The 22,341-nt window shown below is 41.8% G+C and carries 24 protein-coding genes; 22 read left to right on the plus strand and 2 right to left on the minus strand.

All coding sequences use genetic code 11. From position 1 onward, the window contains the following. Nucleotides 1-6: 6 nt before the first annotated feature. From AC2IOM_RS18005 to AC2IOM_RS18020, 4 genes are all read left to right on the plus strand, one after another. Complete coding sequence (locus tag AC2IOM_RS18005; RefSeq protein ID WP_486359609.1) at nucleotides 7-747, plus strand: ABC transporter ATP-binding protein; 741 nt, start codon at nucleotides 7-9, stop codon at nucleotides 745-747. Further along, entirely contained in the window at nucleotides 744-3,176 is a 2,433-nt protein-coding gene (locus tag AC2IOM_RS18010) for an ABC transporter permease (protein ID WP_486359610.1), read from the plus strand. Before AC2IOM_RS18005 ends, AC2IOM_RS18010 begins: the two co-directional genes overlap by 4 nt. 86 nt (nucleotides 3,177-3,262) lie before the next feature. Beyond that, nucleotides 3,263-4,588, plus strand: a complete 1,326-nt coding sequence (locus AC2IOM_RS18015) for a sigma-54-dependent transcriptional regulator (RefSeq protein WP_486359611.1) — start codon at nucleotides 3,263-3,265, stop codon at nucleotides 4,586-4,588. Next, nucleotides 4,588-5,853, plus strand: a complete 1,266-nt coding sequence (locus AC2IOM_RS18020) for a sensor histidine kinase (RefSeq protein WP_486359612.1) — start codon at nucleotides 4,588-4,590, stop codon at nucleotides 5,851-5,853. Before AC2IOM_RS18015 ends, AC2IOM_RS18020 begins: the two co-directional genes overlap by 1 nt. A 5-nt stretch (nucleotides 5,854-5,858) precedes the next feature. Here AC2IOM_RS18020 and AC2IOM_RS18025 read toward each other — a convergent pair whose 3' ends face one another. Continuing rightward, nucleotides 5,859-6,710 (minus strand): LytTR family DNA-binding domain-containing protein, encoded by an 852-nt coding sequence (locus AC2IOM_RS18025; protein WP_486359613.1) that lies wholly within the window; start codon nucleotides 6,708-6,710, stop codon nucleotides 5,859-5,861. Between the two features lie 145 nt (nucleotides 6,711-6,855). Here AC2IOM_RS18025 and AC2IOM_RS18030 point away from each other — a divergent pair, with 145 nt between their 5' ends. From AC2IOM_RS18030 to AC2IOM_RS18095, 14 genes are all read left to right on the plus strand, one after another. After that, nucleotides 6,856-7,275: a DUF2141 domain-containing protein gene (locus AC2IOM_RS18030; protein WP_486359614.1), complete on the plus strand. Its 420-nt coding sequence runs from the start codon at nucleotides 6,856-6,858 to the stop codon at nucleotides 7,273-7,275. 11 nt (nucleotides 7,276-7,286) lie between these two features. Next, entirely contained in the window at nucleotides 7,287-8,810 is a 1,524-nt protein-coding gene (locus tag AC2IOM_RS18035; RefSeq protein ID WP_486359615.1) for a carotenoid oxygenase family protein, read from the plus strand. A gap of 79 nt (nucleotides 8,811-8,889) precedes the next feature. Next, the gene (locus AC2IOM_RS18040) at nucleotides 8,890-9,618 is read left to right on the plus strand and encodes an SIMPL domain-containing protein (protein ID WP_486359616.1); all 729 of its coding nucleotides are present in this window, start codon (nucleotides 8,890-8,892) and stop codon (nucleotides 9,616-9,618) included. 132 nt (nucleotides 9,619-9,750) lie between these two features. Next, on the plus strand, nucleotides 9,751-10,056 hold the full coding sequence (locus tag AC2IOM_RS18045; RefSeq protein WP_486359617.1) for a Fis family transcriptional regulator: 306 nt from the start codon (nucleotides 9,751-9,753) through the stop codon (nucleotides 10,054-10,056). A 31-nt stretch (nucleotides 10,057-10,087) separates the two neighbouring features. Further along, nucleotides 10,088-10,489 carry a hypothetical protein gene (locus AC2IOM_RS18050; RefSeq protein ID WP_010558610.1) on the plus strand — a complete coding sequence of 134 codons (402 nt, stop codon included), beginning with the start codon at nucleotides 10,088-10,090 and terminating at the stop codon, nucleotides 10,487-10,489. Nucleotides 10,490-10,518: 29 nt separating this feature from the next. Beyond that, on the plus strand, nucleotides 10,519-11,058 hold the full coding sequence (locus AC2IOM_RS18055) for an isochorismatase family protein (protein WP_486359618.1): 540 nt from the start codon (nucleotides 10,519-10,521) through the stop codon (nucleotides 11,056-11,058). 118 nt (nucleotides 11,059-11,176) lie between these two features. Then, complete coding sequence (locus AC2IOM_RS18060; protein ID WP_010558608.1) at nucleotides 11,177-11,404, plus strand: DUF2798 domain-containing protein; 228 nt, start codon at nucleotides 11,177-11,179, stop codon at nucleotides 11,402-11,404. 120 nt (nucleotides 11,405-11,524) lie between these two features. Next, nucleotides 11,525-14,221: an Ig-like domain-containing protein gene (locus AC2IOM_RS18065; protein ID WP_486359619.1), complete on the plus strand. Its 2,697-nt coding sequence runs from the start codon at nucleotides 11,525-11,527 to the stop codon at nucleotides 14,219-14,221. A 1-nt stretch (nucleotide 14,222) separates the two neighbouring features. Then, nucleotides 14,223-14,684, plus strand: a complete 462-nt coding sequence (locus tag AC2IOM_RS18070; protein ID WP_486359620.1) for a hypothetical protein — start codon at nucleotides 14,223-14,225, stop codon at nucleotides 14,682-14,684. A gap of 70 nt (nucleotides 14,685-14,754) precedes the next feature. Beyond that, complete coding sequence (locus AC2IOM_RS18075; protein WP_010558605.1) at nucleotides 14,755-15,189, plus strand: YtoQ family protein; 435 nt, start codon at nucleotides 14,755-14,757, stop codon at nucleotides 15,187-15,189. After that, a complete protein-coding gene (locus AC2IOM_RS18080; protein ID WP_486359621.1) occupies nucleotides 15,186-16,307 on the plus strand; it encodes an alkene reductase in 1,122 nt (373 codons plus the stop codon). The genes AC2IOM_RS18075 and AC2IOM_RS18080 overlap by 4 nt, the downstream gene beginning before the upstream one ends. Nucleotides 16,308-16,334: 27 nt before the next feature. Continuing rightward, the gene (locus AC2IOM_RS18085; RefSeq protein WP_100915728.1) at nucleotides 16,335-16,808 is read left to right on the plus strand and encodes a hypothetical protein; all 474 of its coding nucleotides are present in this window, start codon (nucleotides 16,335-16,337) and stop codon (nucleotides 16,806-16,808) included. Between the two features lies 1 nt (nucleotide 16,809). Continuing rightward, the gene (locus AC2IOM_RS18090) at nucleotides 16,810-17,352 is read left to right on the plus strand and encodes a GNAT family N-acetyltransferase (protein WP_486359622.1); all 543 of its coding nucleotides are present in this window, start codon (nucleotides 16,810-16,812) and stop codon (nucleotides 17,350-17,352) included. A gap of 3 nt (nucleotides 17,353-17,355) precedes the next feature. Next, nucleotides 17,356-18,051 carry an aspartate/glutamate racemase family protein gene (locus AC2IOM_RS18095; protein ID WP_486359623.1) on the plus strand — a complete coding sequence of 232 codons (696 nt, stop codon included), beginning with the start codon at nucleotides 17,356-17,358 and terminating at the stop codon, nucleotides 18,049-18,051. Nucleotides 18,052-18,087: 36 nt separating this feature from the next. On the opposite strand, the gene AC2IOM_RS18100 is transcribed toward AC2IOM_RS18095, so the two are convergent. Continuing rightward, the gene (locus AC2IOM_RS18100; RefSeq protein ID WP_486359624.1) at nucleotides 18,088-18,678 is read right to left on the minus strand and encodes a carboxymuconolactone decarboxylase family protein; all 591 of its coding nucleotides are present in this window, start codon (nucleotides 18,676-18,678) and stop codon (nucleotides 18,088-18,090) included. Nucleotides 18,679-18,847: 169 nt separating this feature from the next. Here AC2IOM_RS18100 and AC2IOM_RS18105 point away from each other — a divergent pair, with 169 nt between their 5' ends. From AC2IOM_RS18105 to AC2IOM_RS18120, 4 genes are all read left to right on the plus strand, one after another. Continuing rightward, nucleotides 18,848-19,435 carry a MarR family winged helix-turn-helix transcriptional regulator gene (locus tag AC2IOM_RS18105; RefSeq protein ID WP_486359625.1) on the plus strand — a complete coding sequence of 196 codons (588 nt, stop codon included), beginning with the start codon at nucleotides 18,848-18,850 and terminating at the stop codon, nucleotides 19,433-19,435. 23 nt (nucleotides 19,436-19,458) lie between these two features. Next, the gene (locus AC2IOM_RS18110; RefSeq protein ID WP_486359626.1) at nucleotides 19,459-19,917 is read left to right on the plus strand and encodes a GNAT family N-acetyltransferase; all 459 of its coding nucleotides are present in this window, start codon (nucleotides 19,459-19,461) and stop codon (nucleotides 19,915-19,917) included. A gap of 452 nt (nucleotides 19,918-20,369) precedes the next feature. After that, nucleotides 20,370-20,795, plus strand: coding sequence for a VOC family protein (locus AC2IOM_RS18115; RefSeq protein WP_486359627.1), 426 nt, complete (start codon nucleotides 20,370-20,372; stop codon nucleotides 20,793-20,795). 67 nt (nucleotides 20,796-20,862) lie between these two features. Then, nucleotides 20,863-22,299, plus strand: a complete 1,437-nt coding sequence (locus AC2IOM_RS18120; protein ID WP_486359628.1) for an ankyrin repeat domain-containing protein — start codon at nucleotides 20,863-20,865, stop codon at nucleotides 22,297-22,299. The last annotated feature ends 42 nt before the right edge of the window (nucleotides 22,300-22,341 follow it).

Below are 22,341 nucleotides of genomic sequence, written 5' to 3' on the forward strand. Positions count from 1 at the left end.
GCAATCATGGACAATACACCGGTAATTGAACTGACCAATGTGTCAAAAATTTACTTTAGCGACGACGTAGAAACTCACGCATTAAGTGACATCAACTTACAAATTCACAAAGGCGATTACATTGCGATTAGCGGCCCGTCAGGCTGTGGTAAATCAACCCTTTTAAGCGTGATGGGGTTGCTTGATGATGTTACTAACGGTAGTTATAAAATTGAAGGGGTTGATACCAGCAGTTTAGATATGGACACGCTCGCTGAGCTACGTAACTTGCACATAGGGTTTATTTTTCAATCCTTTAATTTGATAGATGAACTAAGCGTTTACGACAATGTTGCATTACCACTTTTATATCGTGAACCTGCTTTAAGCAAAGCTGATATTGATACGCGCGTGAATACTGCTCTTAAACAAGTAGAGATTGATCATCGCGCTAAACATAAACCAAATCAGTTATCCGGTGGTCAACAACAGCGCGTTGCGATAGCGCGCGCATTAGCTGGTAGCCCAAGCATTTTATTAGTGGATGAGCCAACGGGTAACCTCGATTCAAAAAATGGTGATGCAGTAATGGCATTACTTGCCGAACTAAACGAACAAGGCACCACCATTTGCATGGTAACCCACGATCCGCGCTATGCCGGCTACGCTAAAAAACAAGTAAAACTACTCGATGGTAAGGTGCTAAATTCAGTAAATGATAAAGCGCCTGCAGTAACGACCGAAACTCAGTTGGAGGCGCATGCATGAGTGTCCAACGCCTAACCAAACAAATTAAACATGCCAGCAGTTCGCTGCTGCAAGCGCCCGGATTTACCAGCGCCATTGTGCTCACTCTGTCGCTCACGCTTGCCTGCTTTTTTGTAGTAATGAGCTTATTTAGTAGCTACTTTATTAAACCACTTAATGTCGATGATGAAGCGCGCCTTGTGGTGGTTGAACAAGATAACGTCTATTCCGATAAAAACAGCCCTGGGTTTCAAAGCTTCCAGTCGATTATTCACTGGTATAACAACCACGACAATTTTGACAAAGTCGCCGCAATTAACATTGGCGAAGACGTAATAATGAACTTGCCGGGTCAGCCTAAGTTAAATATGACCTTTGCCAGCAACGACTATTACGACATTACCAATATGCAACTTGCTGCTGGTCAACATTTATCACCACAAAAACGCCTTGATGATAAAAGTACCGAAGTACTGATCAGCTATTCAATTTGGCAAACTTATTTTGATGGCAGCAAAAATGCAATCGGACAAACAATCGAACTCGTTCATGGCCAATATAAAATTGTTGGGGTTGTAGCTAAAGACTACGCAAACCCATTTATGTTTAACCGCAGTAAAAGTGATTTATGGTTTCACTTTAGCGGTGATTCACGCTTTTATAATGACGAACGCCCAAGCCCGTGGTGGAACTTATTTGGTAGCCTAAAACTTATCGGTACGCTCAAAGCGGGTGAAACCCCAGAATCTACCAAAGCTTACTTGCACGCACGCATCTTAGAAATTAAAAGTGATTGGAAAGCGGTATTTGATGAAGTAGACGATATTGTGCCTATCGTTACACCGTTTCGCGAAAAAGAGCTTAACGGCAACGATACGTTAGCAATTTTTATGTTAGTGGGCGTAGTAAGCCTAGTGCTAATTGCGCTATTAAATGTCAGTAACTTATTTATTTCTCGCGCCGTTGTAAAACACAAACAACTCGCGCTACAAGCTGTTTTAGGGGCAAAACGCAGCGTTATTTTCACCAGTATTTTAGTGGAATCAAGCCTGTTGATGGTGGTATCGGCACTTTCTGGTTTATTTTTTGCGGCGTGGGGCATCAAACTCTTTAAGTTTTTAAGTGAAGGTCATTTACCGCTGGTTAGCGCCATTAATCTCGACCTTACCGTAGTTTCTTCTGCCGTAATTTGCTGTGTGGTATTTGCTTGGTTATTTGCTTTTATTACCAGTCGATTAATCAACTTTGGCCAGCTTAGAACGCAAATTCAAAGCTCAGGCAAAGGCGGGGTAAGCCAAATTAAAGGAAGCACCGTAAAGTTGTTAATTGCGCTGCAACTGTTTTTAGCAACGGCCCTTGTAATTGGTGCCACCATGGCATTAAACAAAACGTTAGAAACGCTATTACGGCCGCTTGGCAGTGAAGTAGATAATCGCTATAGCACTATGCTCTTTATCAACGATAGAGAGCGAACTCTCGAACAAAAATATAATGACCTACAAAAAATTCGCGCTGCAGTGGCAAACATCGACGGTGTTGTTAAGGTAGGCCACGGCGACAGCCCAGTAAACGACGGACTACGCTCAAGCACAGTAAAAGATATGTCAGGTAAAGAAACAATCTTTATTCCACAAGCCTGGGTAGGCCCTGATTACTTTGATATTACTGGCCTAAAAATTATAGAAGGGCGCACCTTTAGCGAAGCCGCTATTCGCGGTGAAAAACACGAATTTTTGGTCACCAAAGCAGTTAACGATATGCTCAAACCTGGTGGCAGTTTAGTTGGCGAAAAGTTCTTAAGTTTTGACCCTGAAAACCCTGTTGAAGTGGTTGGTATTACTGAAAACTTTAACCACCCAAAATTTTTCGACAAACACCAAGGGCGACACTTTTGGTGGGCTGCACAGCCATATGCATTTGGCTTAATCATTCAAATGGAACAAGGAAAAACCTTAAACCGAGAGCAGCTGTTACAGGCAGCGCGTACAGTTGATAGCCGCATTGGCCTTTGGAAGTTCGATTTTCTGGAAGATGAATACGCCAAAATGATTCATATGGAGCGTATTACATTAAGCTTAAGCATTGTGTTGGCACTCTTTACCCTAGTTCTGGCGGGTATTGGTATTTACGGTGTACTTAGCTATAACCTAGGTCTGCGCCGCTACGAATACGGTATGCGCATGGCACTCGGTGCAAAACGCAAGCGTTTGTATCAGCAATTGTTGTCAGACACCTTACTGCCTTTAGCGTTTGCTTTTATTGCCGCATTAGTGGTGATGGTTGGTGGTTACACAATGTTTAAAGTTGAGTTAGCAAATTGGTTGCTTCTCAATTGGCTATGGCTCACTATAACCGCAGCTAGCATTGTGTTATTTGCACTGTTTGCCACATTATTCCCAATGAGCAAACTAATAAATGCAAAACCAATGGCAGCACTAAGAGATAATTAACCTAAATTTGGGGTTAATACCTCTGTCCTTAGCCAGTTAAGAAAGCCCTTAATTGGTTAAGGCTCTAAAGCTATAAAAATAAAATTATGAAAAAAATACTGATTATTGATGATCACATCGATGTGCGTTTATCGGCGCGCATTGTACTTGAAAGCCATGGTTACACGTGCACAGAAGCCGACCACCCAAGTGTCGGCTTAGCCCTTTTAAAAAATCAGCAAATCGATTTAATTTTGCTTGATATGAACTTCACCAAAGATACCACCTCTGGCGAAGAAGGCCTTGGCTTTTTAAAAGAGCTGAAACGCCAAGACCTGACAATTCCCGTGATAGTCATCACCGCATGGGCAAAAGTAGACCTAGCAGTTAAAGCCATGCAACTTGGCGCATCCGATTTTGTTGAAAAGCCATGGAAGAACGCCAAATTACTCGAATCTATTGAAAACCAACTAGCGCCAGAAAATATCAGCGATTGCCAACCTAGCTGCGGCTTTTTAGCGTTAGGCGAACAATCGAAAGCGCTCGTTAAAGCCGCAAGCCGCATCGCAAAAACTGATGCAAATGTGCTGATCACCGGCGAAAATGGCTCAGGTAAAAGCCTACTTGCACAGTACATTCACGATAACAGCCCACGGGCAAAACACGATATGGTGAGTGTGAATATGGCTGCTATTCCGGATAATTTATTTGAAAGCGAATTATTTGGTCATAAAAAAGGCGCATTTACCGATGCGAAAGAAAACCGCGAAGGACGCTTTTCTCTTGCAAACGATAGCACCTTATTTTTAGATGAAATTGGCACTTTGCCAATGCCATTGCAAGCCAAAATGCTGCGCGTTTTAGAGACCGGTGAATTTGAAATTCTCGGCAGCTCAAAAACGCAAACCAGCAATGCACGCATTATTTCGGCAACCAATGCCGACCTTGAAAAAGCCATTAGCAATGGCGAGTTTAGACGCGATTTATTGTTTAGGCTTAATACTTTAGTACTCACAATTCCGCCGCTTCGCGAACGCCAAGACGAAATTGCCTTACTTGCCAATCACTTTATCGAAAAACACTGTAAGCGCTATGGGTTTGAGCCTTTACAACTTACAAATACCGCGTTAGAAAAACTCAAAGCTCACAGTTGGCCGGGCAATGTGCGCGAGTTATCACACGTATTAGAGCGTGCAGTGATCATGACCGATGGCGACAGTATTGATGCAACACATTTGCAACTCGAGCTCAGCACACAACATGAAAGTGTGCCATTGATGAACCTAGAGCAAGCTGAAAAGCTGATGATCAATAATGCGCTCAAGCACTTTGATGGCAACGTTATTGCTGCAGGCGAATTTTTAGGGTTAAGTAAATCTGCCATTTATCGCCGCATCGAAAAATTCAATATTAGCGTTAAAGAGAGCAACTAATGCAAAAGCACTCGTTAGAACGCACGGTCATTGCACTTTTTACGCTACCTTGTTTGATTTTATTAGGGCTGTTAATTTTTTTAATTGTGCACTTTAAGCTCGATTTTCTTGAAGGCACAACACTGATTATTGCCCTACTCGCCCCAAGTATTGTGGTATTTACTGCACTTTACCGTCGATTTTTTAATACCCTCGACAGCGTTGCTGTGCAGCTTGATGGCTTAGCTAATGAAGAGTTTACGGTTTGGCACCTTGCGAAGTATTCAGCAGGACGCGTAGCTGGGCTTAAGCGTGATTTACATACCATTGCCAAGCGCATTCAAAATAAACGCCATGAATATGCGCAAAACGAAAGCTTTATTTTTGACTTTATTAACGAACTTGAACTCCCCATAATCGTGATTGATAGCCAATCGCAGGTTTATCACCATAACCAAGCGGCATCTAACTACTATCAAAAAACTAATTTACTGGGTAATGATTTAACAAGTTTAGGGCTAAGTGTCGATGCCGACAAATGGCAACTTGAGCAAAATAATCAACGCCACAAGGTAGTTGCACATGAACTCAAGCGCGGTAATCGTCATTATCGTTTATTGGTATTTGTATCGATTGAGCAGTCTTTAAGACACAACGAAAAAGAAGCCTGGCAAAAGCTAGTAAGGGTACTTAATCACGAAGTGCGCAACTCACTTACGCCAATTTATTCTATGGCGCAATCACTGCAAGAATTGCCAAAGCTAACGCAGTCAGACTTGCAAACCACCATGCTAAACGTGATAGAAAAACGCGCTGAACACTTGTTGGAGTTTGTTGCGAGCTACTCCAAACTGTCTCAAATCCCAAGTGCAAAACTTGATAGCGTTAGCACAGATGAAATCGCCAAACGCTGTGAGGCGCTATTCCCCGAAGTCGATATCATCATTGAACAAAATGGCACTATAACCTGTGATATTGAGCAGCTCGAACAAGCACTACTCAACCTTGTAAAAAACGCCAATGAGGCAAATTTAACTGCAAACTCGTCTGGCGTGACTATTCGGATTAATCAAACCGATAACTGGCAAATTGCCATTGAAGATAACGGTATTGGCGTTGATTCAAACGACAACCTATTTGTGCCGTTTTATTCAACCAAACCTGAAGGATCGGGTATTGGCTTAGTATTAAGTCGCGAATTAATACGAAACCAAAACGGTGAGTTAATACTTACAAACAAAACAGAAAAGCCAGGTGCAATTGCACTTATAAAATTTCAAAATTAATGGAGTTATTTAAGATCTAACACCGCTTTGGTATTGGCTAAATAGGTTTGAGACACCGGCACTTCGGTACCATTTTGCAAAATAAGAATAAGCTTACGCCCGTCTTTTTTGGTATCTACCACAGCCTCTTTAGCTACCCACCAAGAACGATGTGTTTGAAAGCCGTCATAATGTTCAAGTTTCGCGAGTGCATCTTTAAAGCGCATCAATAACAGATGCTCGCCTTTATCTGTTATTACATTTAAGTAGTGGTCGTCCATTTGCAAACAAATTAACCTGCCGCGTTTGGCAATCGGTAGCTCATTAATCAATGATTCGATTGGTTGGCTTTGAATGGTATCTACTTTTTCCGATTCAAGGGCCAGTTCTTCTGCACTTTGTTTAAGCAGCTGCTGTTGTTGCAACATTAACGATTTAATTGAACTTACACCTGCAATAATGCCACCAATAACCGTGCAATATAAAATCGACATAGGTAATGATTGCAAATAGCTGTTATCAAAATAATTAAAAAAGAGATTAATAATAAAGGGCGCTAACAGCCCCATTAAAACACTTGCTACTAATGTTGAAAGTACAAGTCGAACGGCTTTGTTGTTTATCCGCTCGGGTAAATTTCTATCGAGTAGTTTTGACAAAAAGAACATTGTTGGCGAGTAAATTACGTAGCCAGTAAAGCACATCACACTCCAGAAAAACCCTGCATAAAACATGTCAATTTGGTGCATACCAAACGGACGAAGAAACGTTAAAAACAACACAAAAATAGCAACAACAACGGCATCAGTCGCTAAATCCCTTGCCTCTAAAAATTCACTTATCGATTGATTATTAAGGTTAATTTCACGATTCGCCAATTGTACATCCTGCTTTTTTTATTATTTCACGAAGTAATGAACTCACTTTACGAAAGGTCGATTGAGCACTGAAAAAAATCGTCATATTGTGATTCCAACGAGCAAAATAACGCTCATTAAAAAACAATTTAATTAAGGAGATTCAATGAACTTTTTAACACTATCTACGCTTTCGTTAAGCCTTTTTATATTACCTGTATCTGCACAAACCGTGCAATTTAATATTGAAGGTATTCAACACGATAAGGGGAAGTTATACATCCAATTATTCAAAGGCGAAAACAACTTTAAAAAAGGTGAAACACACAATGTTGCAATCGTGAATGCAAAAAAAGGGCAGCTAACAGTGACTTTCAATGATGTTGAACCCGGTGACTATGCCATTCGCTACTTCCATGATGAAAACAATAACCGAGACTTCGACAACAACATGTTTGGTATGCCAATCGAAGGTTACGGTTTCTCAAATAATGCACCGGTAAATTTTGGTCCGCCAAGCTACCAGCAAATGACCTTCGTGGTATCGGATGTTACCGTTATTAATTCTTCAACAGTTAACTACTAAGGAGCAAAGTAATGCAAAGACGTGAAGCCTTAAAAAATATGCTCGGTTTATCTGTTGCAGCAGCTGCTTGTAGCCCCTTCCCTGCGCTCGCAAATTTGGCAAACGCAAATGAAGATATCATGGCGCAGTTTGCAACCAGTTTTGACAAGGTCGCTCTTAATAACCCTAACTTAATTGGTTTAAAAAGCATGTCTGGTGATATTCCTTGGCAAAACTTAATCATTGAAGGGAAATTACCAAAAGCGCTTCGCGGCAATTTTTATCGTAATGGGCCTGCGGTGCATCAGCGCAATGGACAACGCTACACTCATCTGTTTGAAGGTGATGGCATGATCCAACATTTTAACTTTACTGATACTGGCATTCAGCACCGCGCAAAGTTTGTAAAAACCAACAAGTACACTCAAGAGCAAGCCGCAGATAAGTTTTTATTCTCTGGACCAAATAGCAAGTTACCCGGCAGTTTACCTGTCAATAAAACCGACATTATTAATGCTGCCAATACCAATATTATTCCGGTAAATGGCGAGTTGTGGGCACTTTGGGAAGCTGGCTCTGCAACCGCAATAGATGCAAGTAGTTTGGAGGCGAAAGGTCTTGTAAACCTTGGCGAAAACACACGTTATGGCAATAGTTTAAAAGGGCTCGCCTTTTCAGCACACCCAAAAATTGAGGCGGACGGCACGATTTGGAATTTTGGCAGTACCGTTACGGGCGACATTGTACTTTACCATCTTAATAACCGCGGAATAACGCAAAAAGTAAACTTACTTAAAACCAATTACCGTGGCGGCATGTTACATGACTTTTTAATCACGCAGAATAATATACTGATCATCTTACCGTCACTTGATAGAGATAAAACCGATGAGCGTTTGTTCAGCGCAATTCGTTTCAACAACAGCCTGCCGATGAAGGTATTAGTCATAGACAAAAATACCTTAACACTAACGCGTGAATACCAAGTGGATGCAGGCTTTGCCTTTCATTTTGGTAATGCGTGGGAAGACACCGATGGTACGATTCGCTTTGATGCCAGCCTTTATCCAAATTGTGAAAACTTACATCATATGAGTGATTTAATGCGTGGTAAAACGTCGGATGCAACGCCTGCCAATACTGTATTGTTCACACTTTATAAAAACGGCAGTGCTCATAAACAAACCATTGCAGGTATCAGCGAATTCCCGCGCGTGTACGACCACTTAACAGGGTTACAAAATAATTTACTAGTGACTTTATCATCGGTAACAAGTGACATGTGGAGCGACAGTGTGCGCGTGGTAAATGTGAATAATGGCAAGCAAGATACCTTTGTGTATGGCGAAGACTTTTTGGTTGAAGAGCATGTGATTGTTGATAAGTCACAACAAGAAGGTAATGGCTATTTAGTCGGTACAGCATTGCATGTGCCGTCAAAACGCACCTGCGTTAATATTTTTAAAATAGGTCATATTAGTGATGGACCCATTTGCCGCGCTTGGTTAGGGCAAGCGTTACCGCTTGGCTTTCATGGTAATTTTGTTGCGGTTTAACAATTCCTCACAATGCTTTATGGTGAACTTATCTATAATTCATAACTCAAAACAGAGACTTATTTAAAAAGGACGCACCATGAAGCCATTGTTTTATTTATCACTGTTAGCGCTTTCAAGTTTAGTATCTGCGAACAGCCATTTACCAAATCACCGCCATATTGCAATTACCGGCTACGGCGAAACTTCAGTTAAGCCAGACATCGCCATTTTACATTTTTCGGTAGAGCATATAGATAAAAAAAGCACAGAGGCCAAAGCTGAAGTCGATAAACGCTTTAATACCCTGTTAAAAGGTCTTAAAAAATACAATATTAGCGAAAAAGACATTGTTGCATCACGCATTGCTGTATCACCGCGATACGAGTATTCGCAGCAAGAGCGCAAACAACTGCATGTTGGCTACGCTGCAAGTCGCTCAATTCAAGTAACCGTGAACGATTTAACCATGCTTAGCGATGTGATGGATTTAGCGTTAAGCGTTGAAGTAAACCAAATTCAACGTGTTGAAATGGCTTCGTCAAAAGAAGAACAGCTCCAGCAAAAAGCGGTGGAACTTGCCATTGAAAATGCGAAAACCAATGGTGCAGCCCTCGCCAATTCATTTGGCGCAGCACTTGGCAAGGTTTACAGTATTAACGCGCAAAATTACGACCAAATTAAGCATTACGGAACAATGGAAAAAATGGGTAATGCACGCATGATGAGTGCTGACATGGGATCGGTTTCGCCCGGTACCTATTTACAAGATGATCTCATCTTTAAGGCGACAATCAATGTGGTGTTTGATTTAAAAGGTAAAAACTAATTAGAGGGTTAATAACAACCTATTGTGAACACATTTAATACAGCAGTAGTTACTAGAAAATAATGTGTTATCTAGCCTTTAGGTTAGTTATAGTGGGCAGCGAATAATCGCTGCCCAAGGTTTTTAAATTACATGCGTAAATCCGATAAAAAATTAGATAACCAAATCCGCATTGCGCTTACTACACTTTGCGAAGAAACCCTTAAAGACTTAGCAGGGTTTTGCTGGGTTACGCACACAGTTAACTTTCAAAAATTTCCGCAAAGTTTGCAGATTACATGCGTTTTTGAAGACACAAATGCCTTATCCAATTTTACCAATAGCGAGCACGTGCACTCAGTCCGCTCGCAAATAGAGCAAACGCTTCAACAACTAAATATTAATACTGCTGCTATCAAAGAGTGTGTTACTTTCGTAACCAAACAGGATGCACCTTAATGCCTGTTTACACCTATTAAATGGAGTTTTTATGATTAGATTATTATTTTGCCTTATCGCATTTTCGCCACTTACCTTATTTGCTAATCAAAATGTGATTAGTGTTGATCGCGTCGTACCACATAGTTTTGAACTGGCATTTCCAAACGAGCGCAACATCGAACCTGAATTAAGCGACTTCCATGTAAAAAACTTTGTGTTAATGAGCAACGAAAATGGTGAGCGTTTCGCCGTAGTGACCATTCAAAACCTTGCTAATGGCTCGCGTACGCTCAATCATAAACATTTAATGGCACAAGTTAGCAATGGCGCGCGTATTCGCCCATTAGCATTTGAGCAAATGTTTAAAGACGATGAAACGTTATCGCTCACCATTCAATTTGGTGAAAGTCATTTTCCATTATTAACCGTTTATTCTCGCACTAAAGGTTAAACTCAAGGCGAACAATCGAGGCAAATAACATGATTACACGTAATAATGCAGGCTTAATTGTTGTTGATATTCAAGGAAAACTAGCAAGCCTAATGGCAGGCGGTGATGCCTATATTGAACATTGTTGCGCGCTTATCTCAGGCGCTAAAATTCTTAATCTTCCGATCATTTGGCTTGAACAAAACCCTGAAAAGTTAGGTGAAACACACCCTAAAATAGCAAACTTACTGGCCGACATTACGCCCATCACAAAATACACCTTTGATGCCTTTCGCGAGCCCGTGTTTATGCAAACAATTGAGCACGAAAGTAAAGCTCATTGGCTGGTCTGTGGTATTGAAGCGCATATTTGTGTTTATCAAACCTGCTCAAGTTTGCTGCTCAACAATTACCAGGTACACTTGGTGGGCGACTGTATTGCATCTCGTAAAGCAGAAAATAAACAGCTTGCCATCACTAAACTACAGCAATTAGGTGCACATATTACGGGGCTTGAAATGAGCCTGTTTGAATTAGTGAAAGATTGCCGCGACGAGCACTTTAAAGCGATATTAAATTTAATTAAATAAGCTGAGCTTAGGTTAAATAATATTAATGTTTCGTGTTGTTTAATCGCATGACTTGCCTGAAACACGCGCTACTATGGTAAACTTGGCGCGTGTTTTACAAATATAGTTGTCCCCTGCAATGATCCCGAGCAAATACCAACGTTTTGTCTTTTCATTTTTTATGGCACTGTTAATGTCATTTTTAATGTCGTTTGTTATCACCTTATTCAACGTTGGCTTTGTTGATAATTTAATCTCGCTTTGGTTAAAAGCCTGGGGTTTTGCATTTGTTGTTGCGTTTCCAACAGTTACCTTAGTTGCACCTGTTGTAAATAAACTCACCCGCCTTTTTGTTGCACAAGATTGATAAACAAAATTTAATTAAGTCATTTAAAAACATAATATTACAATCCATCACAATCGCTAGACTTGCGCTTTCATTTACGCCATTATTTCAAATTCTTAACAATAAAAATAAAGGACTAAAATGCAAGCGCCAGTATTTAAAGCGAGCCTAATTGCATCGAGCATTCTCTTACTCACGGCATGTGGTTCCGACGACAAACCGAATAAAGCACCCACTATTTCAAGCAATATTGCCAGTGCCTACCCTGAGCGTGGTGATGTTGCTATTGCCATTACACTTTCAGACAGTGACGGTAGCATTAAGTCGTCAAACGTAGTGCAAACTAGCGGCCCAACGGTTGAGTTCACATATGCTAATGGCAGTTTAAGCTTTACTGCGCCAGAAGTGACCAGCGATAGCGCTGTCGGTTTTACCGTAACCGCAAGCGACAACGATGGTGCACAATCAACGCTAAACATCAGCACTACTATTACCGATGTAAACCGCGCACCGATTACCGATGCATCTCAAGTACAAGTTGAATTTAACCAAGCGCTAGAGTTTGATTTAGGCATTTCAGATCCTGATGGCGACACGGTACAAGTTGCAATTAAAACTGCGCCGCAACAAGGTGAATTAACATTACTTGAAAACAACGTATTTTCGTATACTCCGAGCCTAAACAGCGCTGAAGACCAAGAGTTTGAAATCACCTTAAGCGATGGCGACCTTGAAACATCGCAGCTAGTCAGCATTCAATTAGTTGATACAAGTGCTCCTGTAATTGTGACCAAAACACCCGAATCAAACGCACGTTTAGTCGCAGTTGATAGCAAGATTACAATTTCATTCGACGATGTATTAGACGCAACCAGCGTTACCACTAATTCAGATGCACAATGTAGCGGCAGTATTCAGGTAAGTAACGATAACTTTGTTACATGTGTTGCGCTTACTTTAAGCTCGGCAACAACTGATGCTAACCCAACTGTTTTAACCCTAGATCCAGCTCAAAGCCTTTCTGCATCAAGTGATTACGTTGTAAAAGTAACGGGTGATGTTGCCAACTTCCACGGCACGTCGCTTGTTGAACAAAGCTTTACATTTAAAACTGAAAACAGTGATCTGCTTATTTCAGAAGTGTCATCGTCAAAATATTGGGATGATAACCGTTGGGTAGAAGTTTATAACGGTACTGCCAGCCCTGTTTCACTTGCAGGCTATCAAATTGTTGCCGAAAGCATTAACTATACAGATTGGAGTGATACTGGCGTAAGAGCTTTTGCACTTACAGATAAAACCCTCGCACCGGGTGAATTTATTGTGCTGCAAGCAAAGCACGGTAATGGCTACTGGCAACAAAGTGTCGCTGAATCAGATCAGCTAATGTTAATTTCAGACGAATCAAATATTCACCCTGAATGGTACTACTCAGGCGGTTTTGTTGAATTACAAACAGTCTCTGGTACAACGGTAGATTTTGTTAGCTTTGGCGAAAATGCCTACCTGCCAACTGACGCAAGCCAATGGCAAGCAGGTAATAATGCCGCGCCAATGGAAGAAGACCTAGGTATGAGTGTTGTTCGCACAGCGCTTGATAGCGATACAAACTCAGCGCAAGACTGGCAAATAAGCTATTACATGACACCAGGCGGACAAAATGACGTAGCCTGTAATACCGATGACGACAACGACGGCATTCCTGATTGCGCGGAACAAGAAGGCGCAACCTTTGCTGGCCTGCCACTTTATGAGTGGGGTGCTCGCGCAGGTGTAAGAGACATCTTTATCGAAGTTGACTACATGGAAAGTAATGACCCAGGTATTCAATTGCATCGCCAAGCATTAGATTCAGTTAAAGCGGCGTTTGCAGCGCAAAATATTGCAATGCATTTTGATGCAGGTGATTTATACCACCAAGCCGAAGGTATTTCGCCAGCCAACTATGACTTAGGCGGCGGTAACCAAGTTGAGTTTTACGCGCAAACTAACTTTGCAGGTTCAGCTGAAGCACCAAGTATTCTTGACCATAAAGTGAAAAACTTCGACATCAAACGTCGTCCTATTTTTCACTACATGCTAATGGCAAATAGTCAAAACGAAGATGGCTCAGCAGGTTCTTCAGGCCTTGCTGAAATCAACGGTAATGACTTTATTATTTCTATGGGTAACTGGGGCTTTAGCCTAGAAACCGAAATAGACCGCAATATTGTTTACAACATGCAAGCGGGCACGATTATGCATGAGCTAGGACACAACCTAGGCCTTGGTCATGGCGGTAACAACCACACCAATAATAAACCTAATCACCACAGCGTAATGAACTACCTGTATCAATTAAGTGGTTTATCAACTATCGGTGAAAGCGAAGGCGACCGTTACCACCGTCGATTCTTCTCTGGTAACAACAACTGTTTCCCAGAAGGCACGCAACTAACAAATGGTTTCACCTCAGCACCAGCAGATTTCAAAATCAGCTACTCGCACGGTGTTAACGGCACCATTAACGAAGCTCAAATCGATGAGTCGCTTGGTTTAGTTAATGCAAATTCTGTTGCGGTTGATTTTGATTGTAACGGCAACAGCAGCGACGTATTAACTAACTACGACTTAAACTTTGATGGCGAACTAAGTGCCGAGCTAAACGACTTTAACGAATGGGGTAACTTAATGCTCACCTTCACGCGTTACTGGAGTGGTGCAAACGGTGGCGCTACGCTTAGCGCGAATGAACAGCAAAAGCCACAAAACGTAATGAACTCTGATCTACAAGAAGTTATTGTTGAACAAGCGCCGTCTAAGGAGCTGTTAAAAATGATTTCTACTGCTGGTAAATAACATGAAAAGAGTAACGATTGTAATCTTGTTGTTACTCTTGGTGGGCTGCTTTGATAGCAGCTCGCCAGATTGGCAATTGACTAACACTGGCTTAAATTACCAAAACGTTGCGGTAAATTTTAACGCGCAAACACTGGTAAATTGCAGTGATTGTAGATTAAAAAATACATCTCAGCACTCGCCTCAAGGCGCGGTTAAATTTACCGGCCTCTACCAAAAAGATGCGTTAGTTGCCGCTTACGGAGAAAACGCACAGTTAGAGGTCAAAATTCCAAACGATGCGGGGCGAACCGTGTTTAAGGTGTTGGCTAAAAACAGCGCATGGCAATTAGAAAGTGAAAGCAACAGCTTTACATTAAGCGAAGGTGAAGTCACCAATATTACCGTTTATGGTACTAATTACGTCATTTTACCGCTGAAACTCTCTAAGCAACGCATAAACTATATTTGGCTGAAGCAATAGGTTAGGGTTGAGTTGGCTAGTTAGTATGAAATTAGCCAACAACGCACAACATATAAGTAAGGGGCATTTAATGAAAGTTTATTTATCAGGTGAAATCCACAGTGATTGGCGCGAACAAATTATTGCTGGCTGCCAAGCTAAAAATCTCGATATTCAGTTTGTCTCACCAAACACAGATCACGAATCAAGCGATGCTGCTGGCGATTGCCTAGGCGAAGAAACTAACTCATTTTGGCGCGACCACAAGTCAGCAAAAGTAAATGCAATACGTATTCAAAATGCCATTAAATCATGTGATTTAGCGATTATTCGCTTTGGTGATAAATACAAACAATGGAACGCCGCATTTGATGCAGGTTACTGCGCCGCCCTTGGCAAGCCCTACATTACACTGCATAGCGAAGAAATTGTTCATGCATTAAAAGAAGTAGACGGCAGCGCGCAAGCGTGGGCCACATCACCATCACAAATTGTCGAAATTTTAGCGTACACGCTTAATTCATGAAGTTAAGCCTGTTTGATCCAATCCAGTTAGGATCAGTAACTCTCAAAAATCGTATTGTTATGGCGCCTATGACGCGTTCGCGGGCGTCGCAACCGGGCAACATTCCTAACGACCTAATGGCAACCTATTATGCACAGCGTGCAACTGCGGGTTTAATTATTAGTGAAGGAACGCCTATTTCAGCGGTAGCGCGCGGCTATTCACTTACGCCGGGTATTTACACTGAACAGCAGATTGCAGGTTGGCGTAAAGTTACCCATGCAGTACACGAGCGTGGCGGCAAGATTTTTGCTCAGTTGTGGCACGTTGGCAGGCGTTCAAGTACAGCTATCGAAGGGCTACAACCACTGGCGCCATCGGCAATAAAAGAACCCGATAAAGTTTACGGCCCGCTACAAAATGGCGAACTAGGCATGATAGACACCACAATGCCAAAAGCCATGGATTTAAGCGATATTCAAAACACAATTGATGACTTTGTTATTGCTGCGAAAAACGCCATGCAAGCGGGATTCGATGGAGTAGAAATTCATGGCGCACACGGTTACTTGCTAGATCAATTTATGCGCCGTTATGCCAACACACGCGATGATAAATACGGTGGCTCAATTGAAAACCGTATTCGATTAACAATTTATGTGTGCCAAGCTGTGGCTAATGCAATTGGCAGCGACAAAGTGGGGCTGCGTATTTCGCCATTTGTTTCTAGCAGCTTTCAACAGCATGACAGCGACATGCCAACCTTAACCCTAAAACTATTAAAAGCACTCGCACCAATCAAGCTCGCTTATTTGCACCTATCTGAAAATATTGGTAATTATCAGTCAATCACCGATACGTATCGCAAAAAAATACGCTCGCTTTACCCACATCCAATAATGTTGGCGGGCGGTTTAACGCAAGAGCTTGCTAACCGCTTTTTAAATAAAGGCATGGCAGACCTATTTGCCTTTGGTACGGCCTATATTTGTAACCCCGATTTAGTTGAGCGTATGCAGGGCAATATGCCACTAACGCAATTAGCCAATGATGCGCACAGTACATTTTATGGTGGCGGTGAAAAAGGCTATACCGATTACCCAACTAGTTGCAGTTTGGCCCAAAAATCCGTACGCTAGCGCGTCTCTCATCAAAATGGAATTATGATGACTAAACACCTCATTATTTTACTCTTATTATGTAACCTGTTTGCCTGTGCTATGTCGCCTTTTAATAACGACATTAAACAAGGGCATTTTCGTATTGAAAATACCAGCTACGATAATAGCCAAGGTAGAAAAGAGTATGTTTACCTAATGTGCCATAAGCACAAACCCGCCACTTGGGTTACGGCAAGGCAATACCCTGCGGGTAAACACAATATTTGGGTAAAAGCGACGTACCAAGAGGCAAATAACCACAACTCGTACCAAGTTGCATTTGCCAATTTCAACCTCACATTGCCAGCTGGCGGAAACTATCAACTTGCACACACCATTCACGATGAGTCGATTTCAATTTGGTTGCAAGACATCAATACACTTAGCGCAAAATCTGAAGTGATTACTGCTAAATTAACTCGCAACAATATTGCAAACAGCACTAAACTTATTAATCAATGTAAGCAAGGAACTGTTTAACATGCAATTTGAATCCATTTCTCATCATGCAGCGGCCGATATCACTGCGCTCTTTACCCATGTTTTTAGCGACGCTGATGGCGCAAAAGCAGGGTTACAAATTGGCGAACTCACCGAACGCATGCTGAATGACTGCACAAGCGAGGAACTGATTGGCTTTGTAGCTAAAGAGCACGATACGCTTTTTGCCGCAGTACTGTTTAGTAAATTATGGATTAGCAACCAGCCAAATCTTACCGCGGTGATCCTCTCGCCAATGGCGGTGGCATCTTCGCAACAAGGCAAAGGCATCGGGCAAGCACTCATAAACCACGCGCTTACGTATTTAAAAACACACAACGTGGATTTTGTTGTGACCTATGGCGACCCTAATTTTTACAGTAAAACGGGGTTTCAAGCGGTGGCTGATACTCAGTTAATTCCGCCCTTTTCACTGTCGTATCCACATGGTTGGCAAGCGGTTGCGCTTGGCGATAAACCACTTAGCGAACTAACTGGCGAAGTACGTTGCGTATTGCCTCTTAATCAAGCGTGTTATTGGTAATTTATGAAAACAATCGGTCTTTTAGGTGGCATGAGTTGGGAGTCAACGCTCAATTACTACAAAGCCATTAACCAAGGTGTAAAAGCCACGCTTGGCGGGCTTAATAGCGCAGAAATTTTACTTTATAGCGTTAATTTTGATCATATTGAAAAACTGCAACGGGCAGGCGAATGGCAAAAAATGGGCGACATGCTAGCAAAATCTGCGCAAGATTTAGAAGCAGCAGGTGCGCACTGCCTACTTATTTGTACCAACACCATGCATAAAGTAGCGCACCAAATTGAAGAGAGTATTTCGATTCCGCTACTGCATATTGCCGACGCCACCGCAGCACAATTAATACAAGACGATATATCGCGCGTTGGTTTGCTTGGCACCGCATTTACCATGGAACAAGGCTTTTATAAAAACCGCCTAACAGAAAAGTTTGGTATTGACGTTATTGTACCCAACCAAGAGGATCGCGACTGTGTACATAGCGTTATTTACAACGAACTATGCCTTGGCGAAATCAACCCTGAGTCAAAAGAACGTTACCTTGCCATAATCAATAAACTTCACCGCCAAGGTGCGCAAGCGATAATTCTTGGCTGTACTGAAATCGCATTATTAGTATCACAAAACGATACGGAGATTCCCCTTTACGACACCACAGGCATTCATGCCGATGCCGCCGTGAAGTTTGCACTTAAAAAATAACTTTTAAGTGCAATATTCAGTTTTACAAAAGCTCAATTATTGATGTTTACCAACCTGCCAACCATTGTGTGTTAGGTGTTCTTTTCCTGCGGCAACAGCGCCTGCTTCCATGGTTGTGCCCATGCTATCGTTCCAGCGGTTTAAATAACCAAACAGTGATATAACACCCAAAATTTCAACCACTTCGCCATCATCCCAATGTTCTTTTAAATTTGCCGAAATCGCATCATCAACCGCGTTAGGCACGCTTGATGCTGCTAAGGCAAATTCAAACGCCGCTTTTTCAGCATCACTGTATAAATCGGATGTTCTAAATTGCCAAATATGCTTTAAACGTTCATCGCTACCGCCATAACGCTCAGCCGCTAAAATTGTATGTGCTTCGCAGTAACGGCAACCGGTATTTGCGCTGGTGATATAACCTATTAAACGCTTTTGCTCTGCTGTTACGCGCCCTTCGTTTGCCATTACGGCTTTATTTAAATTAATAAATGCACGGGCAATTTCTGGGCGAATTTGCATGGTTAATACGCTATTTGGGCAAAACCCTAAGGTTTCGTTAAAAAACTTTGCAAGTTCTGCCACTTCGCTATCGTGATCGGGTGATAAAGGGGTTACTAACACCATGCTATTTCTCCTGTTGATTATATTTATGTTGCATATGCAACATAAATATAATCAAGCCACTAAACCATGTCTAGTTTTTGCACATACTTATTTCTCAGTGTTTCACATCGGTTAAATATGCTATTTTGCAGCCAGTACCGTGCCTAAATATAAAAATCAATAACGCGCTATGACAACAAACAAACGCCAAACGTCTTTTTCATTAAGCAGTAAAACCAATGACGCGCTTGATCTCTATCACCAGGTTCCCTACCGCATTGCAACCGCCAGTAATTTACTGGTGCTTGATAGAGACGCCTATGTAAAACAAATTACCGACCTAGACACCCGAGCAATTCGCGTACTGTTAAATGTTGGCTCTTATGGGCCAATTAATGCGGCCGATATTGCCTATCAAACACGCTTAGACCCCTACTCGGTAACCCGTGCGATTAACGGCTTGCTAAAAAAAGGGTTAATTTTAGCGTCGAACGACCATCAAAAAAGCCGCAGTAAACTGGTTGAAATCAGTGACAATGGCAAACCGATTTACCAAAAAATTTCTGACTATATGGCTAAGCGCTGCGATGCTGTATTAGCAGGCATTAGCGAAACGGAACAAGCAACGCTAATGATGTTGTTAGAAAAAATAGAGCTCAATACCGAAAAAATGCTGGCAGGCAATGCCGACACAGTTGCGAAGCAAGGCGGCACCCCCACGCGCGACCAAAGTGAACAAATTCGTTGGTTTAAACGCACACAAAAGCAATCGCAATAACGTAGCCAAACAAGGGAGATACCATGATCCGACTCGCTAACAAGGATGATTTAGTTGATGTATTAACGCTCTATAACGAATTGCGACCAAGCGATCCTGCGTTGCCCGATTCACTTGCCATTGAGCGCTGGCAACAAATAATTAATGACGACAGAACCCATATAGTTGTTGCTGATATTAATGGCACACTCGCAGCTACGTGTGCGCTCAGTATCAATTTAAGTATTGCCGTTGGCGCACGCCCGTTTGGTTTAATTGAACATGTAGTCACGAGTCGCAATTTTCGCCGCCAAGGGTTAAGCCAGCAAGTACTCAGTTATGCAATTGATTTAGCATGGCAGTTAAACTGCTACAAAGTCATGCTACTGTCTGGCGCAAAGCTAAATGGTGCCCATAAAGTGTATAGCGCAGTCGGATTCGACGGCGACAGAGAACGCGGCTTTGTTATTAAAGCACCCGATATTGCGGCGCAACATAATTAATCAGCTCTTTAATCAAGAGCACAATTTAAACCCTTTGCTTAGCTGGAAACACACTGCATTAAGCAAATTTTTAGACTTCTCTCGTATTTAAATTAAACCGCTGCCTTACGTCATCCAACGTTTCGCGCCATTAAGTAAGCCATAAATACACTTGCCAAATTTAACGTTGTAAGCCTAAAGCTATACTGATAATCTACTGAAATAATTAAATAAAAAATAATTAGTCTGCAGATAACACGCTTAAATCGTTATGCACACTAATTCGCTGTTATACCAATTCTGTTAAGTATGTGATCAGGGATAGCGCTGGATAAATGAAATGGTAACAAGGCGGAATTTTTCTTATGTAGTTGCTCTACATTGATAAATTCTAACGCAGTTAGCATGATATTTAATCCGCTAGGATGATCAGCTACTTAAGTGAATTGGTATTATGTTTTAAGGAGAAAGAGATGAACCCTGCAATTAAAGGATTAGGCGAAACAGTACTTAGAGTGCGCGACCTAGAAAGTATGAAAGCGTTCTACGCCAACATTATTGGACTTGAACTGATTAAAGAATTTCCCAAAGTCGCATTTTTTAAAATTGCAGAGGGCTTTGGTGGTCATACACAAGTAATCGGCTTATTTGCCGAAGAGTTACCGAGAGCATTTGTGAATGACAATACCTCAACCATTGAACCAGCTTGTTCAAGCCTGCATCATTTTGCATTAGAAATTTCATCAGAAGATTACTTAAGCGAGAAAACAAGGCTAGAAAATGCCGGTTGCGAAGTAATAACCGCCGAACATCAATGGTGTCAGTGGCGCTCAATTTACGTAAAAGACCCTGAGAATAACGTTGTAGAATTAGTGTGTTACGATAAATCCATAGTGTAAAAAAACATAACAAGGGCTGTTGGCTTTACTGCTACCGCGCTGCAAACTCAACATAGGGATATACGTTTTGACATTGAATACTGTTATTTCGCTCGTACTACTTTTTGCTACAACTGCGGTTAATGCGATTGTGATCAGGCATGATGTAGACGATAAAAAGTATCTAGCGCTTGGCGAGCAGTATTCACCGTCTGTTGCTTATGTTGCTGGTTGCGCCGCTACCGTAATTAATAACAACTGGCTGTTAACCGCAGCGCACTGCGTAGCAGGTAAAGAAAGTGACATTTTTACTGCGCGGCATATCAACAGCCATTACCGCGTCGCAAAAATTGTTACCCACCCCAAATTTAAACGCGCAAATGACGAATTTTACGATGCTGCACTAGTTCAATTAAAAGATCCTCTAAAAAACGCAAAACCTGCGACTTTAAATCAGCAAAAAAATGAAGTTGGGCAACAGGTTATTTTTGTTGGCAGAGGCACCTTTGGCAACGGGCAAGATGGCCTTATTCGAGATGATGCTAAGCAACGAGGCGCTACAAATACGGTAGCAAGTGCCAATGAGCATGTGATTGGCTTTACTTTTAATAAACCCGAATCGGCTACCCAGTTTGAAGGCATAAGCTCACGCGGTGACAGTGGCGGCCCTGCTTTTGTTATTGTTGATAACACGCCAATTTTGATTGGCATAAGCTCGTATCAGGTTGGCAATGGCTTTACTGAGGGGCGCTACGGCGTTAGCGAATATTACACCCGAGTGTCGTCTATTTACCCTTGGCTACAAGGCGTTATCGACAAAACAACACCCGCTTTAGTTCCAAATCACCCGCTGATAGATGCGGTGGTAAATAATGATTTAAGCGCACTAAATAACACAATTACTAAATCTACACTCAATCAACACGCCGTAATCACCGAGGCTTTTTATCAATCGGTTATACTAAACCATGTTCAAATGGCAAAAGCTTTGATAGACCATGGCGCGAAATTTGAAAATATCATCATCAATAAAGATTCATTGTTTGCATTTGCGTTAACAAACAACAAGCACGACTATTTTCGCATGCTACAAAATGCCGCAGGCAACAAAACCCAGCTGCATAATTCAAACAGCACCGTTCTGCCATTATTTATTACAAGCTTTCGTAAAGACCCTTACCTATTGGAAGGAGCAAAGCTACTAATACAACAAGGCGCAAACCTAAATGCCCAAACTAAAGCTGGCGACACCGCATTAATACTTGCTGGCTGGAGCACCAACAATTTTGAATTAGTAAAATTGTTGGTTTCGAATGGTGCCGATTTAAATATCGCGAACAATAACGGCGACACACCCACCATTGATGCCGCGTACTTAGGCAAAATTGAAAATTTGCGTTATTTACTTAAAAACGGTGCCGATACATCACGCAAAAATAAGCGCGGCAACACCGCGTTAGACGTTGCTAAAAGCAAAAACAATAAATTGGCTATTGCATTATTAAGTGCTGAGTTGCCGCAGTAGTAAAACGCGTTTTATACAAGCAATCGAAAATACTTAAGCCTT

It is taken from the genome of Pseudoalteromonas sp. NS-SX12 (genome assembly GCF_057367955.1).